Annotated in this window: 17 protein-coding genes; 2 read left to right on the top strand and 15 right to left on the bottom strand. The window is 63.7% G+C overall.

The annotated features are described in order from the left end of the window. Positions 1–84: 84 nt before the first annotated feature. From fabG to AC5QPF_RS08980, 5 genes are all read right to left on the bottom strand, one after another. On the bottom strand, positions 85–825 hold the full coding sequence (gene fabG / locus AC5QPF_RS09000) for a 3-oxoacyl-ACP reductase FabG (RefSeq protein ID WP_494962891.1): 741 nt from the start codon (positions 823–825) through the stop codon (positions 85–87). 14 nt (positions 826–839) lie between these two features. After that, on the bottom strand, positions 840–1,778 hold the full coding sequence (gene fabD / locus AC5QPF_RS08995) for an ACP S-malonyltransferase (protein WP_494962890.1): 939 nt from the start codon (positions 1,776–1,778) through the stop codon (positions 840–842). Between the two features lie 127 nt (positions 1,779–1,905). After that, the gene (gene plsX, locus AC5QPF_RS08990; RefSeq protein ID WP_494962889.1) at positions 1,906–2,916 is read right to left on the bottom strand and encodes a phosphate acyltransferase PlsX; all 1,011 of its coding nucleotides are present in this window, start codon (positions 2,914–2,916) and stop codon (positions 1,906–1,908) included. A gap of 3 nt (positions 2,917–2,919) precedes the next feature. After that, positions 2,920–3,102, bottom strand: coding sequence for a 50S ribosomal protein L32 (gene rpmF, locus AC5QPF_RS08985; protein WP_009406838.1), 183 nt, complete (start codon positions 3,100–3,102; stop codon positions 2,920–2,922). Positions 3,103–3,115: 13 nt separating this feature from the next. Beyond that, a complete protein-coding gene (locus tag AC5QPF_RS08980) occupies positions 3,116–3,643 on the bottom strand; it encodes a YceD family protein (protein WP_494962888.1) in 528 nt (175 codons plus the stop codon). A gap of 95 nt (positions 3,644–3,738) precedes the next feature. On the opposite strand from AC5QPF_RS08980, the gene AC5QPF_RS08975 reads away from it, so the two are divergent. Beyond that, positions 3,739–4,317: a Maf family nucleotide pyrophosphatase gene (locus tag AC5QPF_RS08975; protein ID WP_494962887.1), complete on the top strand. Its 579-nt coding sequence runs from the start codon at positions 3,739–3,741 to the stop codon at positions 4,315–4,317. 51 nt (positions 4,318–4,368) lie between these two features. Here AC5QPF_RS08975 and AC5QPF_RS08970 read toward each other — a convergent pair whose 3' ends face one another. From AC5QPF_RS08970 to rluC, 3 genes are read right to left on the bottom strand one after another with little or no spacing between them, the layout of a single operon-like run. After that, on the bottom strand, positions 4,369–5,352 hold the full coding sequence (locus AC5QPF_RS08970; RefSeq protein ID WP_494962886.1) for a S49 family peptidase: 984 nt from the start codon (positions 5,350–5,352) through the stop codon (positions 4,369–4,371). Positions 5,353–5,359: 7 nt separating this feature from the next. Beyond that, the gene (locus AC5QPF_RS08965; protein WP_494962885.1) at positions 5,360–6,037 is read right to left on the bottom strand and encodes an HAD-IA family hydrolase; all 678 of its coding nucleotides are present in this window, start codon (positions 6,035–6,037) and stop codon (positions 5,360–5,362) included. Beyond that, positions 6,027–6,983, bottom strand: a complete 957-nt coding sequence (gene rluC, locus AC5QPF_RS08960; RefSeq protein WP_458975813.1) for a 23S rRNA pseudouridine(955/2504/2580) synthase RluC — start codon at positions 6,981–6,983, stop codon at positions 6,027–6,029. Before rluC ends, AC5QPF_RS08965 begins: the two co-directional genes overlap by 11 nt. 732 nt (positions 6,984–7,715) lie before the next feature. On the opposite strand from rluC, the gene rne reads away from it, so the two are divergent. Further along, positions 7,716–10,883 carry a ribonuclease E gene (gene rne / locus AC5QPF_RS08955; protein ID WP_494962884.1) on the top strand — a complete coding sequence of 1,056 codons (3,168 nt, stop codon included), beginning with the start codon at positions 7,716–7,718 and terminating at the stop codon, positions 10,881–10,883. Between the two features lie 143 nt (positions 10,884–11,026). On the opposite strand, the gene murB is transcribed toward rne, so the two are convergent. Genes murB through pocA form a run of 7 tightly spaced genes read right to left on the bottom strand, consistent with a single transcriptional unit; the run spans position 11,027 to position 15,560 of the window. Further along, positions 11,027–12,040: a UDP-N-acetylmuramate dehydrogenase gene (gene murB / locus AC5QPF_RS08950; RefSeq protein WP_494962883.1), complete on the bottom strand. Its 1,014-nt coding sequence runs from the start codon at positions 12,038–12,040 to the stop codon at positions 11,027–11,029. Continuing rightward, positions 12,037–12,501 (bottom strand): arsenate reductase/protein-tyrosine-phosphatase family protein, encoded by a 465-nt coding sequence (locus tag AC5QPF_RS08945; protein ID WP_494962882.1) that lies wholly within the window; start codon positions 12,499–12,501, stop codon positions 12,037–12,039. The genes murB and AC5QPF_RS08945 overlap by 4 nt, the downstream gene beginning before the upstream one ends. Next, positions 12,501–13,265, bottom strand: a complete 765-nt coding sequence (kdsB, locus tag AC5QPF_RS08940) for a 3-deoxy-manno-octulosonate cytidylyltransferase (RefSeq protein ID WP_494962881.1) — start codon at positions 13,263–13,265, stop codon at positions 12,501–12,503. Before kdsB ends, AC5QPF_RS08945 begins: the two co-directional genes overlap by 1 nt. Beyond that, the gene (locus AC5QPF_RS08935; protein WP_045187141.1) at positions 13,262–13,447 is read right to left on the bottom strand and encodes a Trm112 family protein; all 186 of its coding nucleotides are present in this window, start codon (positions 13,445–13,447) and stop codon (positions 13,262–13,264) included. The genes kdsB and AC5QPF_RS08935 overlap by 4 nt, the downstream gene beginning before the upstream one ends. 39 nt (positions 13,448–13,486) lie before the next feature. Further along, positions 13,487–14,497, bottom strand: coding sequence for a tetraacyldisaccharide 4'-kinase (gene lpxK / locus AC5QPF_RS08930; protein WP_494962880.1), 1,011 nt, complete (start codon positions 14,495–14,497; stop codon positions 13,487–13,489). Further along, the gene (pocB, locus tag AC5QPF_RS08925; protein ID WP_494962879.1) at positions 14,497–14,928 is read right to left on the bottom strand and encodes a flagellar polar localization protein PocB; all 432 of its coding nucleotides are present in this window, start codon (positions 14,926–14,928) and stop codon (positions 14,497–14,499) included. Before pocB ends, lpxK begins: the two co-directional genes overlap by 1 nt. Further along, positions 14,925–15,560 (bottom strand): flagellar polar localization protein PocA, encoded by a 636-nt coding sequence (pocA, locus tag AC5QPF_RS08920; RefSeq protein ID WP_494962878.1) that lies wholly within the window; start codon positions 15,558–15,560, stop codon positions 14,925–14,927. Before pocA ends, pocB begins: the two co-directional genes overlap by 4 nt. Positions 15,561–15,565: the final 5 nt, after the last annotated feature.

The raw sequence follows: 15,565 nt of genomic DNA, 5'->3' as shown, positions 1-15,565 counted from the left end.
ACTCCCCCGAAATTTGATTGCAGCTTTATAACGGATTTTAGTCAGCTCGTATGACATTTTTTTAAAACAATCCGTCACATTTGACTACATATACATCCCGCCGTTGACCGGAATGGTTGCGCCGGTCACGTAAGCCGCACCGTCGGAAGCCAGGAATGCGACCACTTTCGCGATCTCATCGGCCTGGCCCAGACGGCCCAGCGGAATTTGCGTCTGCAGCGCTTCACGCTGCGCCTCAGGCAGTTCGCGGGTCATATCGGTGTCGATAAAGCCCGGAGTGACCGAGTTGACGGTGATGGAACGGGAACCCACTTCGCGGGCCAGCGCACGGCTGAAGCCTTCGAGGCCGGCCTTGGCGGCGGCATAGTTGGCCTGACCGGCGTTGCCCATGGCCCCGACCACCGAACCGATGCTGATGATACGACCCCAGCGTGCCTTGGTCATGCCGCGCAGCACACCCTTGGACAGACGGTAGAGGCTGTTCAGGTTGGTGTCGATGACATCGAACCACTCGTCATCCTTCATGCGCATCATCAGGTTGTCACGAGTGATACCGGCGTTGTTGACCAGGATCGCCGGCGCACCGAACTGCTCGGTGATGGTCGCCAGGACCGCATTGACCGAATCGGCGCTGGTGACGTTCAGTTCCAGACCGGTACCGGTGATGCCGTGCTCCTTGAGAGTGGCCGCGATACGCTCTGCGCCGGAAGCGGACGTGGCGGTACCGATCACGGTAGCACCCTGGCGACCCAGTTCCAGGGCAATGGCCTGGCCGATGCCACGACTGGCGCCAGTGACCAGCGCAACTTTACCTTGCAGACTCATGCAAGCTCTCCTAATTAGGCCAGCGCCGCACGGGTGGCGGCGACGGCATCCGGGGTGTTGAGATTGTAGGTGGTGACGCCGTCGGCGCAACGCTTGTTGAGGCCCGCGAGCACCTTGCCTGGACCGCACTCGACCAACTGCACCGCGTCTTTGGCGGCCAGGGTCTGCACGCACTCGACCCAGCGCACCGGCTTGTACAGCTGCTCCAGCAGGTCGCGCTTGAGGGTTTCCAGATCAGCTGGTACCGCCGCGCTGACGTTCTGCACGAGCGGGATCTGCGGGGCCTTCCAGGCGATGGCATTGACCGACTCGGCAAAACGCTCGGCCGCCGGACGCATCAGTTCGCAGTGCGACGGCACGCTGACCGGCAGCGGCAGGGCGCGCTTGGCACCACGGGCCTTGCAGCCTTCGATGGCGCGATCGACCGCGGCCTTGGCGCCGGCGATGACCACCTGGCCAGGGGAGTTGAAGTTGACCGCACTGACCACCTCGCCCTGGGCCGCTTCGGCACAGATGGCGACGACATCGGCGTCTTCCAGGCCGAGGATGGCGGCCATCGCGCCCTGCCCGGCCGGCACGGCTTCCTGCATCAGCTGGCCACGGCGCTCGACGAGCTTGACCGCGTCGGCCAGCTCCAGGCTACCAGCGGCGACCAGCGCGCTGTATTCACCCAGGCTATGCCCGGCGACGAAGGCCGGATGCGCGCCACCTTCGGCCAGCCACAGGCGCCACAGGGCGATCGAGGCGGTCAGGATGGCCGGCTGGGTTTTGTCGGTTTGGTTGAGTTGCTCTTCCGGACCGTTCTGGACCAGCGCCCAGAGGTCGTAGCCCAGAGCCTCGGAGGCCTCACGGAAGGTGTCGATGACCAGCGGGTGCTGGGCGCCGAGCTCGGCGAGCATGCCGAGCGACTGCGAACCTTGACCAGGAAAGACGAATGCGAGGGATGCAGACATTGAACAAGCCCCTAGTGATCTTGTCGTCGAAAATGAGTGTCCAGCCGTAGCTGGACACAAGAAAACCGAAAGTTGGATGGTAACGAGAACCAAGCGGTCACATTTAACCACTTCCTGGCGAATATGCCTAAAGCAACAGATCCTCCAGGCGCCCGTGCAGGCGCTGGGGCAGGTTCTCCTGAATCTCGATGAGAGCACGCTGAATGGCGCTCTGGAACCCCTGCACCCCGGCTGAACCATGACTCTTTATGACGATACCCTGCAGGCCGAGGAAACTCGCGCCATTATGCCGCGCCGGGGCCAGATCGGCCTGTAACCGCTTGAGCAGCGGCATGGCCATGGCACCGACCACCCGCGAGGCCATGCCACCACGGAACAGCGCTTCGATACGCGCGCCGATCATGGTTGCCAGACCCTCGCTGGACTTGAGCAGGATATTGCCGACGAAACCGTCACACACCACCACGTCCGCCTCGCCGCGATACAGACCGTCGCCCTCGACGAAACCGATGTAGTTAAGTCCTCGGGCCTGTTGCAGGAGGCTGGCCGCCAGCTTGACCTGCTGGTTGCCCTTGATGTCCTCGGTACCGACGTTGAGCAGCGCCACCCGCGGCCGGGAAATCCCCAGGGCCTGGGCCGCCACCGAGCCCATCACGGCGAACTGGTACAGGTGCTCGGCGCTGCAATCGACATTGGCACCAAGGTCGAGCAACTGGCAGTAACCGGTCTGGGTCGGGATCGCCGCGACCATCGCCGGGCGATCGATACCGGGCAGGGTCTTCAGTACGTAGCGCGACAGGGCCATCAGCGCACCGGTATTGCCGGCGCTGACACAGGCCTGAACCTTGCCGTCACGCAATAATTCGAGGGCAACGCGCATCGACGAATCGGGCTTGCCACGCAACGCCTGGGACGGCCTCTCGTCCATGCCGATCACTTCGCTCGCCGCAACGATCTGCAGGCGCGCGCGATCCGCAGCCGACTGGCCAGCGATCAGGTCTTCAAGGAGGGAGGGTTGACCGACAAGGGTCAGGTGTAGCGAGGGAGTAGCCGAGAGACAAGCAAGGCTTGCCTGGACAATGCTGCGGGGACCGAAGTCCCCGCCCATTGCGTCGATCGCAATGATCTGAGCGGACAAGGATTACTCGTCAGCGCCCTTGTCGATCACTTTACGACCACGGTATACGCCTTCTGGCGATACGTGGTGACGCAGGTGAACTTCACCGGTGGTTTTCTCTACGGACAGGGCGTTGGCTTCGAGGGCATCGTGCGAACGGCGCATGTCACGGGCAGAGCGGGATTTTTTGTTCTGCTGAACAGCCATAATTGATTAACTCCTAAACGTTTGGGTCACGCTTTAACTGCGCCAATACACTGAACGGGTTGGACCGCTTTACCTCGTCCTCGCTCGGTTCGGGCTCATCGGCGCCCGCCGGCTGCTGGCATTCTTCCGGATGATGAGCAGGCACGATGGGCAAGGCGAGCAACAGCTCTTCCTCGACCAATGCCTGCAGATCCAAAGGATCCTCGCCCAGTTCCAGCACGTCATAACCTTTCGGTAACGACTGGGTATTCGCACCCTCCTTCACCACAGCGTAAGTACATTCGCTGTGGATCGGCAGGGTGACCAGCTCAAGACAACGCTGGCAAACCATCTTGACCTCGACGTTCAGGTCGGTGTGGAAAACCACCGTGCCTTGCTCGTCGCGCTCAAACTCGAATTTGGCCTGCACCGTACCGACATTGTCGGAAAGCGGGTCGCAGAGTCTCTCCAAATCGGCGAGCGGTACGCTTCCTTCGATGGAAACGCCACGATCGGCCAATTTGCGCGGGTCAACGTGAGGTGGAATCGGGTCATTCAACATAGGCGCAGCATTCTAGGGATGCCCCCCGCCCCTGTCAAAGGAAATTCCGTACCGCCCAGCATGTTAGAATCGCCGAACCTGCACTGGAGTACCTCATGCTACCGCTGATACTGGCTTCCAGCTCACCCTACCGGCGCGAATTGCTGGCGCGCCTGCACCTCCCCTTCGACTGGGCCGCCCCGGATATCGACGAACGGCGCATAGACGACGAGCCGGCGGTGGATCTGGTCAAGCGCCTGGCGCGAGAAAAGGCACAGGCGCTGGCCGACCGCTTCCCTGCCCACCTGATCATCGGCTCCGATCAGGTCGCCGTGCTTGGCGAGCAGATCCTCGGCAAGCCGCACACCTTCGACAAGGCCTGTGAACAGTTGCTGGCCGCCAGTGGCAACCATGTCAGCTTCCTCACCGGCGTCGCCCTGCTCAACAGCGCCACCGGCGCATGCCAGGTGGATTGCGTGCCGTTCAGCGTGCACATGCGCGAACTCGATTTGCCACGGATCGAACGCTATCTGCGCATCGAGCAGCCTTACGACTGCGCCGGCAGCTTCAAGTGCGAAGGTCTCGGTGTCAGCCTGTTCCAGAGCACCCATGGCTGCGATGCCACCAGCCTGATCGGCCTGCCGCTGATCCGCCTGGTGGACATGCTAATAAAGGAAGGCGTCAGCATTCCCTGAACCCAATGAAAAGCCGACCCGCGAGGTCGGCTTTTTCATCCCGGATGGCAGTCAGCGCAAGGTTGGCCCCTGGAACCCCATCCACATCGCCAGGTGCTCGGCGACACTTGCGCCGAGGCGCTTGGAGAAGCGATCGAACGGAGACTCCTCGATGGTGAAGTCCACCAGATCCTTCTCCCCCACCACTTCCCGCGCCACATAGCCAGCACTACCCAGGGCGTCTACCAAGCCCAGGCCGACGGCCTGCTCGCCGGACCAGATCAACCCGCTGAACAGCTCGGGATGCTCCTTGTCCTTCAGGCGCTCGCCGCGCCCCTGCTTGACGCTTGCAATGAACTGTTTGTGAGTGGTCTCCAGCACCCCCTGCCAGAATTTCGCTTCTTCCGGTTTTTCGGGCTGGAACGGATCGAGGAACGACTTGTGCTCGCCAGCAGTATAACTGCGGCGCTCGACACCCAACTTCTCCATGGCGCCCACGAAACCGTAGCCCGCCGCCGTCACCCCGATGGAGCCGACCAGGCTGGCCTTGTCGGCATAGATCCGGTCCGCCGCACTGGCGATGTAATAGGCACCGGACGCACCGAGATCGGTGATCACCGCATACACCTTGATATCCGGGTACTCGCCACGCAGCCGGCGGATCTCGTCATAAACATAGCCGGCCTGGACCGGACTACCACCCGGACTGTTGATGCGTAGCACCACGCCCTTGGTCTTCGGGTCCTTGAACGCTGCACGCAGGCTGCCGATGATGTTGTCGGCGCTGGCCTCCTCCTTGTCGGCGATCACCCCGCGCACCTCGATCAGGGCCGTGTGGCCGTTGCCGCCGACCGCGCTCTTCTCCATCTTCGCAAGCGGCGAGAACAGGAACAGCAGGCCGAACAGGTAGAAGAACGTCAGCAGCTTGAAGAAGATCCCCCAACGCCGCGCCCGACGTTGCTCCTGGACACTGGCCAGCAGGGTCTTTTCCAGCAACTGCCAGCTTTTCTGCTCTTCGCCCTTCTCATCGCGAGGCGCCTTCCACTCATCGACCATGCTTTACCTACCCTGGAATTACCGTTGCCGTGGCCCGTGCAAGCCAGACCGGCAACTGTGAAAAGTGTTCGATAGACAACTGCGGCTGGTGAACGCTCAACGTCTCCAGCGACATCGCACCATAACCCACCGCCACCGCGTGCATGCCGGCATTTCTCGCCATGATCAGGTCGAAAGACGAATCACCGACCATCAGCGCCCGCGACGCCGGGACCTGGCAGTGCGCAAGGATCTCTTCCAGCATCAACGGATGCGGCTTGCCGCGGGTCTCGTCGGCAGCCCGGGTGATATCGAAGAAGCCTTCCCAGCCATTGGCCCGCAGCACCCGGTCCAGACCGCGCCGCGCCTTGCCGGTCGCCACCGCCAGACGGTAGCCCTCGGCGCGGAAGGCATCGAGCGCCTCGACCACGCCCGGGAACAGGGGCGAAGGCTGGTCGTCCAGGGCCATGTAGATATCGGCGTAGTGCTGACGGAAAGCCATGACCTCGGCCTCGTCCAGCGCCGGGTACAACACACTGATCGCTTCCGGCAGGGCCAGGCCGATGATGCCCTTGACCGCATCATCGCTGCACAGCGGGTAGCCGGCACGCTCAGAAGCGCCATGCATGGCCTCGACGATACGGCCGATGGAATCGGCGAGGGTGCCGTCCCAGTCGAAGATCAGCAGGTCGTAGTCACGTTGCACTCAGGCGCTCCACGGTCTGGGCCCACATCTCGTCCACCGGGGCCTCCAGCTTCAGTTCGCCGCCATCCGGCAGCGGCACGGTCAGGGCATAGGCGTGCAGGAACAGGCGCTTGCCGCCCAGCTCCCGAATTTCCCGGGTGAAATCTTCATCGCCGTACTTGCTGTCGCCGGCGATGGAGTGGCCGGCGTGCAGGGCATGCACGCGAATCTGATGGGTACGACCAGTGATCGGACGCGCCTCGACCATGGTGGCGAAGTCACCAAAACGGCGCAGCACGCGGAAAACCGTCAACGCCTCCTTGCCTTCGTCGTTGACCTCGACCATCCGCTCACCGGAGCGCAGATTGCTCTTGAGCAGCGGCGCGTTGACCTGTTTCTTGCTGGTTGCCCAGTGACCGCGGACCAGCGCCATGTAGCGCTTGTCGACGCCATCGCCACGCAGGGCGGTGTGCAGGTGGCGAAGCATGCTGCGTTTCTTGGCGATCATCAGCAGGCCGGAGGTGTCACGGTCAAGGCGGTGCACCAATTCCAGCTCCTTGGCGTCCGGACGCAACTGGCGGAACGCCTCGATCACACCGAAACTCAGGCCGCTGCCGCCATGCACGGCGATGCCCGCCGGCTTGTTGAGCACGATCAGCGCCTTGTCCTCGTAGACGATCGCCGCTTCTAGACGCTGCAGCAGACCCTGGGCCACCGGCACCGGCTCGTCGCGCTCAGGCAGACGAACGGGCGGGACGCGCACGATGTCGCCTGCCTGGATCTTGTACTCGGGTTTGATACGACCCTTGTTCACCCGCACTTCGCCTTTGCGCAAGATGCGGTAAATCAAGGTCTTGGGAACGCCCTTGAGGACATTGACAAGGAAGTTGTCGATACGCTGGCCGGCAAGTTCCGGCGGGACTTCGATCAGCTGGACGCTGGAAGTCGGAGGGGTAGTGGTCGTCATTTGGCGGATCATAACAATTTTTTATGGAATTGAAGCACTTAATCATTGCTGCTATAGTCGCGAACGCCGCCAAAAGCGGCTGGCCAGCGGACCAATGGCTTCGAGCCGGCCCTGACCTACGCAAATCTAGAGGACGCGAGGCCGTCCGACGGGGTTTTCGCCAGTTTACAGAAATGCCTGGAATCGCCACCAGCGCCGATGAGAGAAGACCGATAAAAAACAACAAGAGCGGCTTTTGACCCTCCCATACCGTTTTTTTTCGATGCCACTCTTCCCAGTGCCAAGGCTTTCACGCAGTCATGGCGGATACTTCGGAAATACCTGCCTTAGCCATAAACTGCGCGGGCTCCCGTATGGAGCCGGCGATAAATGCAACCCGTTGCGGATTCAGCGCGCGGCAGCACCCGATTATCAGGGATACGTGTAGGGTGGAGATGCACAACCGTCGGACCGTGTAGTACTGCGTCCAGGCCTTTATGGCCGGACCCGGTCTCGAACAGGATACCCATCGGGCATCCACGGACGAAGGCTGATTCCTCCTCCTGACTGACGTGCATATGACACAACAGCAAGCAGGACGCGTCGTCGCGGCTTCGGCAGCACTGGTCACCAGTCAACCGGATGTCGCTGGACACGGGATGGCCCGCCACCCCTGACGCACCCTGACACCGACCGTGAGAAGTCGTGTGTGCCGAACGCCGTTTCCGGCAGCCCGGAAACCGACGGTATTACATGAAAAGAATGCTGATTAACGCGACTCAACCCGAAGAGTTGCGTGTTGCTCTGGTAGATGGCCAGCGCCTCTACGACCTGGACATCGAGTCCGGTGCGCGCGAGCAGAAGAAGGCCAACATCTACAAAGGCCGGATTACCCGCATCGAACCCAGCCTCGAAGCCGCTTTCGTCGACTTCGGCTCCGAACGCCATGGCTTCCTGCCCCTCAAGGAAATCTCCCGCGAATACTTCAAGAAGAACCCGGAAGGTCGGGTCAACATCAAGGAAGTACTGAGCGAAGGCCAGGAAGTCATCGTCCAGGTCGAGAAGGAAGAGCGTGGCAACAAGGGCGCCGCCCTGACCACCTTCATCAGCCTCGCCGGCCGTTATCTGGTCCTGATGCCGAACAACCCGCGTGCCGGCGGCATCTCCCGCCGCATCGAAGGCGAAGAGCGCAACGAACTGCGCGAAGCCCTCAACGGCCTGGTCGCCCCTGCCGACATGGGCCTGATCGTGCGCACTGCCGGCCTCGGTCGCAGCAGCGAAGAAATGCAGTGGGACCTCGATTACCTGCTGCAACTCTGGACCGCGATCAAGGAAGCCTCCCAGGACCGTTCCGCACCTTTCCTGATCTACCAGGAAAGCAACGTCATCATCCGCGCCATCCGCGACTACCTGCGTCAGGACATCGGCGAAGTGCTGATCGACAGCATCGATGCCCAGGAAGAAGCCCTGACCTTCATCCGCCAGGTGATGCCGCAGTACGCCAGCAAGATCAAGCTGTATGAAGACAGCGTCCCCCTGTTCAACCGCTTCCAGATCGAAAGCCAGATCGAGACCGCCTTCCAGCGCGTGGTCGACCTGCCGTCCGGCGGTTCGATCGTCATCGACCCGACTGAAGCCCTGGTCTCCATCGACATCAACTCGGCGCGCGCCACCAAGGGTAGCGACATCGAGGAAACCGCCCTGCAGACCAACCTGGAAGCGGCCGAGGAAATCGCCCGCCAACTGCGTCTGCGCGACATCGGCGGCCTGATCGTGATTGACTTCATCGACATGACCCCGGCCAAAAACCAGCGCGCCGTGGAAGAAAAAGTCCGCGAATGCCTGGAAGCCGACCGCGCCCGCGTCCAGGTCGGCCGTATCTCGCGCTTCGGCCTGCTGGAAATGTCCCGTCAGCGCCTGCGTCCGTCTCTGGGCGAAAGCAGCGGCATCGTCTGCCCGCGCTGCAGCGGCACCGGCATCATCCGTGACGTCGAGTCGCTGTCCCTGGCCATCCTGCGCCTGATCGAGGAAGAAGCCCTGAAGGACCGCACCGCCGAAGTCCGCGCTCAGGTACCGATCCCGGTCGCCGCGTTCCTGCTCAACGAGAAACGCAACTCGATCACCAAGATCGAACTGCGCACTCGCGCACGGATCGTCATCCTGCCGAATGATCACCTGGAAACGCCGCACTTCGAAGTGCAGCGCCTGCGTGACGACAATCCGGAAGCCCTGAGCGGCCAGTCCAGCTACGAAATCGCTGCAGCCGAAGTCGAGGAAGTGCCACAAGCCGCCGCCACCCGCACCCTGGTACGTCAGGAAGCTGCGGTGAAGACTGCCCCGGCCCGCGCCAACGCTCCGGTACCGACCGCTGAAGAAGCCAAGCCAGCCCCTGCCGCCCCGGTTCACGTCGCGCCGGAGCCAAGCCTGTTCAAGGGCCTGGTCAAGTCGCTGGTGAGCCTGTTTGCCGGCAGCAAGGAAGAACCTGTAGCCCCCGCCGCCGCCGAGAAGCCTGCCGCCACCGAGCGCCCGCAACGCAACGAGGAGCGTCGCAACGGCCGTCAGCAGAGCCGCAACCGCAACGGTCGCCGCGAGGAAGACCGCAAGCCGCGCGAAGAGCGTGCCCCACGTGAAGAGCGCCAGCCACGCGAGGAGTCCCAGCCTCGCGAAGAACGCGCACCGCGCCAGCCGCGCGAAGAACGTCAACCACGTGCACCGCGTGAAGAGCGTCGCTCCCGTGAAGACCGTCCGGTCCGGGAACTGCGCGAGCCGCTGGATGCTGCCCCGGTAGCGCCAGCTGTCCGCGAGGAACGTCCTGAGCGCGTCCCGCGTGAAGAGCGTCAACCACGCGAAGAACGCGCACCGCGTGAAGAGCGCGCACCACGCGAGGAACGTGCTCCACGCGAAGAACGCGCACCGCGCGAGGAACGCCTGCCACGCGAAGAGCGCCAGCCGCGTCCGCCACGTGAAGAGCGTCAGCTGCGCCCTGCCGAGCAGGCTGCCGAGGAACAACTGCCGAACGAAGAACTGCTGCAGGACGACAACCAGGAAGGCGTCGAAGGCGAACGTCCACGTCGTCGCTCCCGTGGCCAGCGTCGTCGCAGCAACCGTCGTGAGCGTCAGCGCGATGCCAACGGCAACCTGGTCGACGCTGAAGGCAGCGATGATGCCGGCGAAGAAGGCCTGGAGCCAAGCGGTGCCGAGCTGGCTGCCGGCCTGGCCGTGACCGCTGCTGTCGCCACCAGCGCTATCAGCGCCAACGCCGAAGCCGAGGCCCATGCCCAGGCCGAGCGCGCCACCGCTGCCGTCGAGGAAAGCGCACCGCAGGCAGAGCCTGCTCCCGTGCAATCCCAAGCCGCTGAAATCGCCGAAGTCGCCGAGGCCGTGAAGCCTGCCGAGGAAGCCCCTCAGGTGGAAATCGCGCCAGTGGTCGAGCAGCCTGCCAGCGTCGTCGAAGCGGTCGAGGCGAGCGTCGAGCCGGTGGTCGAAGTCGTTCCTCAGCCTGTCGAGCAGCCTGCCGAAGTGCCAGTACCGGTCGTTGAAGCACCTGCCGAGCCGGTCGTTGCCGAGCAGCCTGAAGCGCAGGAGCCTGCGGTGGAAATTCAGCCACAAGCCGAAGTGGTCGCTGCCGAGCCTGCGCCGGTGGAAGCTCCGGTTGCCGTGGAAGCGCCAGCCCCTGTAGTCGAGGCGCCAGCCGCCGAGCCTGTGGTCGAAGCGCCAACTGCGCCATCGAATGGCCGTGCACCGAACGACCCGCGTGAAGTGCGTCGTCGCAAGCGTGAAGCCGAAGCCGCCGCTGCTGCCGCAGCCGCCGCAGCGGCCGCCGCCGAAGCACAGGTAACCGAGGCACCAGCCGCCGAGGAAACCGTGGAAGAGGCACCAAAGGCCCTGGAAACCACCGAAGAGAACAAACCGCACTTCTGATTTTCAAAGGCTGACTAAAAAGCCCCGCCAGTGAAAACTGGCGGGGCTTTTTTGTTTAGCTACAAGCCTCAAGTTTCAAGCTGCAAGAACAAGCCGTCCGCGTCGCCACCACTATCATCTTGCGGCTTGGAGCTTGCAGCTGCTCAGTACAGATTCGGCTCCATCTCCAGCTCGACGCCAAACCGCTCCAGCACATCGTCCTGGATCTTCTGCGCCAGCTCATGCAACTGCTCGCCACTCGCCTGGCCATAGTTGACCAGCACCAGCGCCTGCAACTTGTGCACACCGGCATCGCCATCGCGATAGCCTTTCCAGCCTGCTTGCTCGATCAGCCAGCCCGCGGCCAGCTTCATCTCGCCATCAGCTTGTGGATAAGCCACCAGCCCCGGATGCTGCTCGCGAATGCGCCCGGCCAGCTCGGCACTCACCACCGGGTTCTTGAAGAAGCTGCCGGCGTTGCCCAGTTCGGCGGGATCCGGCAGTTTTTCCCGGCGGATGCTGCAGATCGCATCGCTGACATCCTGGGCAGTCGGCTGCTCGATACCCGCCAGGCGCTGGCGCACCGGTCCGTAATCAAGGTGCAGCGCTGCAGTACGACTGAGGGCGAAACGCACCCGTAGAATGACCCAGCGCCCAGGATTACGCTTGAAGTAGCTGTCGCGATAGGCGAAATCGCAGTCTTCAAGCGTGAAATCACGCAGGTCGCCGGTCTGCCGGTCCAGCGCGGTCAGACCGGCGAAGACGTCCTTGATCTCCACACCATAGGCGCCGATATTCTGCATCGGTGCCGCGCCCACAGTGCCCGGGATCAGGCTGAGGTTCTCCAGCCCTACCAGGCCCTGCTCAAGGGTCCACTGGACGAACGGGTGCCAAGCCTCGCCCGCCTCTGCCTCGACCACCACGCGCTGGCCATCGTCGGACAGCAGGCGGATACCGCTACTGTTCATGCGGATCACCAGCGCCGTGATGTCCTGGGTCAGCAGGAGATTGCTGCCACCGCCGATCACCAGCGCCGGCAGGTCTTCGATCGCGGCATAGGCCAGCAATTGCCGGACTTCGTCATCGCTCGTGGCCTGGGCGAAATGACGGGCCATCACCTCTACACCGAAGCTGTTATAAGGCTTGAGGGAAACCTGCGATTCGACCTTGGCGCTCATAGCCGTCCCTTCAGTTCGATGACCAGGTTGCGGCACGCCGCCTCGATCAGGTCGAGGACCTGTTCGAAGCCCTGCTCGCCGCCGTAGTAGGGATCCGGCACCTCGTCCACGGCGCCGTCGTAGCGGCGCAGGAACAGGTCCAGCTCGGCACTGGCATGGCCCGGACGCATAGCCCGCAGATGAGCCAGGTTGCTCTCGTCCATTGCCAGGATCAGGTCGTAAGTGGTGAAGTCCGCGACATTCACCTGCTGCGCCCGTTGCGCCGACAGGTCGTAGCCACGCAGTTGCGCAGCGCGGCGGGTGCGGCTGTCCGGCGGATTGCCGACATGCCAGTCACCGGTCCCGGCCGACGCAACCTGGATGACCTCGGCCAGCCCGGCCTCGGCCAGTTGATGACGCAACACGCCTTCGGCGGTCGGCGATCGACAGATATTGCCCAGGCACACGAACAGGACGCGCATCAGGCCTCCAGCAAGCGCCGCACGCGCTCCAGGTCTTCCGGGGTGTCGACACCCACCGGCGGTGCTTCCAGGGCATCGGCGACGTGGATCCGCACGCCATGCCAGAGCGCCCGCAGTTGCTCCAGCGCCTCGGTCTTCTCCAGCCAGCAAGGGCCCCAGCCGACGAAGTCCTGGAGGAACCCGGCGCGATAGGCGTACATGCCGATATGGCGGCGATACGGCACGCCTTCCGGCAATTGCTCTCGGTTCTGGGCCAGGGCGTCGCGAGCCCAGGGCAGCGGCGCGCGACTGAAGGTCAGGGCCAGACCGTTGCAGTCGGCCACCACCTTGACCACATTGGGGTTGAAAAGGGCCGCGACATCCTCGATCGGCTCGCCCAGAGTGGCGATGCCGGCTTCCGGGTGGGCTGCCAGGTTGGCGGCCACCTGGTCGATGATCGACGGCGGAATCAGCGGCTCGTCGCCCTGCACGTTGACCACGATGGCGTCGGCGGGCAATCCCAGCGCGGCAGCCACTTCGGCCAGGCGGTCGGTGCCGGACTCGTGGTCGTCGCGGGTCAGCAGCACCTCGGCACCGAAGGCCTGGCAGGCCTCGACGATGCTCGCGTCATCGGTGGCGATGACCACGCGCTCGGCGCCGCTCTTGCGCGCCTGTTCCCAGACATGCTGGATCATCGGCTTGCCGGCGATCGGCAGCAGCGGTTTGCCCGGCAGGCGCGTGGAGCGTAGGCGGGCCGGAATCACGACGGTGAAGGCCAGGCTCATTTGTCCAGGCGCTCGTCGTCGCTCAGGGTGCGCGCTTCGCTTTCCAGCATCACCGGGATGCCGTCGCGAATCGGGTAGGCCAGGCCGGCGCCTTTGCTGATCAGCTCGGTCTTGTCGGCGCTGAGCTTGAGCGGGCCCTTGGTGATCGGGCAAGCGAGGATATCGAGCAGTTTGGTGTCCATGGGTTTTTCCTCAGGCCTGTGGCCGGAAACAGAAAAGAATCAGGGCTGCCGGGTAGTCGGCAGCAGGCGTGCCAGTTGCTCGTCGAGCCAGCGCACGAACGCCGGCGACGGCTGCGCGTCGACGGCAAGATACCACCAGTCTGCCGCAGCGAAGCTGCGACATTTCACGGCATCCTTCTCGGTCATCACCAGCGGTAGCGACGGGCTGAACGCCAGGGCTTCGGCGCTGAACACGGCGTGATCGGCGAAAGGATGCTCCACTGGTTTCCAGTCTAGCCCGCGCAGGGTGCTGAAGAAGCGCTGCGGGTTACCGATGCCGGCCACCGCATGCACGGCCTGGCCGGCGGGGAAATGGTCCACGGGGCGGCGTTCGCCGCTACGCACGTTGACCAGTGCGGTGGGTTGCAAGCTGAAGGCGAACCCGTCGTCCCGATCGGCAACGGCGCCGTTGTACAGCAGCGCATCGACCTCTTGCAGTCGTTCCACCGGCTCGCGCAGCGGCCCGGCCGGCAGGCAGCGGCGGTTGCCCAGGCCCCGAGCGGCGTCGATCAGCACCAGTTCCAGGTCGCGGGCCAGACGGTAATGCTGCAGGCCGTCATCACACAGGATCAGGTCCAGCGGCTCGGCGTCGAGCAGGGCGCGCACCGCCTGCGAGCGATCCGGGTCGATCATCAGCGGCACGCCGCTGCGCTGCACGATCAGCAGGGGTTCATCACCGGCATGTTCGGCCGACTGGTCGGCACGCACCCGCCACGGCAACTGCGACGGCTTCGCCCCGTAGCCACGGCTGACCACGCCGACGCGCAGGCCGCGCTGGCGACAGTGCTCGATAAGAAACAGGATAAGCGGGGTCTTGCCCGTGCCGCCGACGGTGATGTTGCCCACCACCAGCACCGGCACCGGCGCGCGATAGATGCTGCCCTCCCCGGCCAGGAAGCGCTGACGCTTGCCGCGCACCACCTTGCGGTACAGGGCTTCGAGGGGCGAGAGCAGCACAAGCAGCGGATGGCCCTTGTACCAGGCCTCCAGCAGGCGATCGGCGAAAGCCATCAGGGCGTCCCCGGCGCGGCCTCGACCGTGGTCATGCGCAAATGACTGAAGCCGAGCTTGCCGGCCGCGTCCATCGCGGTGACCACGGCCTGGTGCGGGGTCTTGCCGTCGGCGCTGATGGCCAGCGGCAGCTTGGTGTCACCGCCGGACTCCTTCTGCAGGGCCTCGGTCAGGGTCGCCAGGTCGCTCTTGGGCAGCAGGTGGTTGTTTACCGAGTACACGCCTTCGGCGCTGATGGTGATCTCCACCAGCTTCTGCTCGCTATCCGGTGGCGGCGTGCCGCTGGCGGACTCCGGCAGTTCGACGCGCAGCTGGGTCTCGCGGGTGAAGGTGGTGGTGACTACGAAGAACAGCAGCAGGATGAACACCACGTCGATCAAGGACGCCAGGTTGATGTCGACGTTCTCGCGTTGCTTGCGCCGGAATTTCACGCCTTGCCCTCGGACAGGTCGACTTCACGGTCGCCCTGGACCACTTCGACCAGCTTGATTGCCTCCTGCTCCATGCCCACCACCAGCTCATCGATGCGACGCTGCAGGAAACGGTGGAAGAACACCGACGGGATACCGACCATCAGGCCCGCGGCGGTGGTGATCAGCGCCTTGGAGATACCACCGGCGAGCACTGCGGCGTTGGCGGTCATGCCCGAGCCCATGAACGAGCTGAAGATGTCGATCATGCCCAGCACGGTGCCGAGCAGGCCCAGCAGCGGCGCCATGGCGGCGATGGTGCCGAGGGCGTTGACGTAGCGCTCCAGCTCATGGATGACCCGGGCAGCGGCTTCCTCGATGCACTCCTTCATGATCTCGCGGCCATGACGGGAGTTGGCCAGTCCGGCGGCGAGGATCTCGCCCAGCGGCGAATTGGCGCGCAGTTCCTTGAGTTTTTCGGTGTTGAGTTGCTTGTCCTTGATCCAGCGCCAGACCTGACCGAGCAGGTGCGGCGGTGTCACGCGGCTGGCGCGCAGGGTCCACAGGCGTTCAGCGACGATAGCCACGGCAACGATGGAACTCAGAATGATCGGCAGCATCATCCAACCACCGGACTTGACCAATTCCCACACAGTAA

Source organism: Pseudomonas sp. Con_6 (assembly GCF_059379395.1).
The sequence above is the reverse complement of the archived record's forward strand: the minus strand, read 5'-3'. Positions and strand labels throughout refer to the sequence as shown.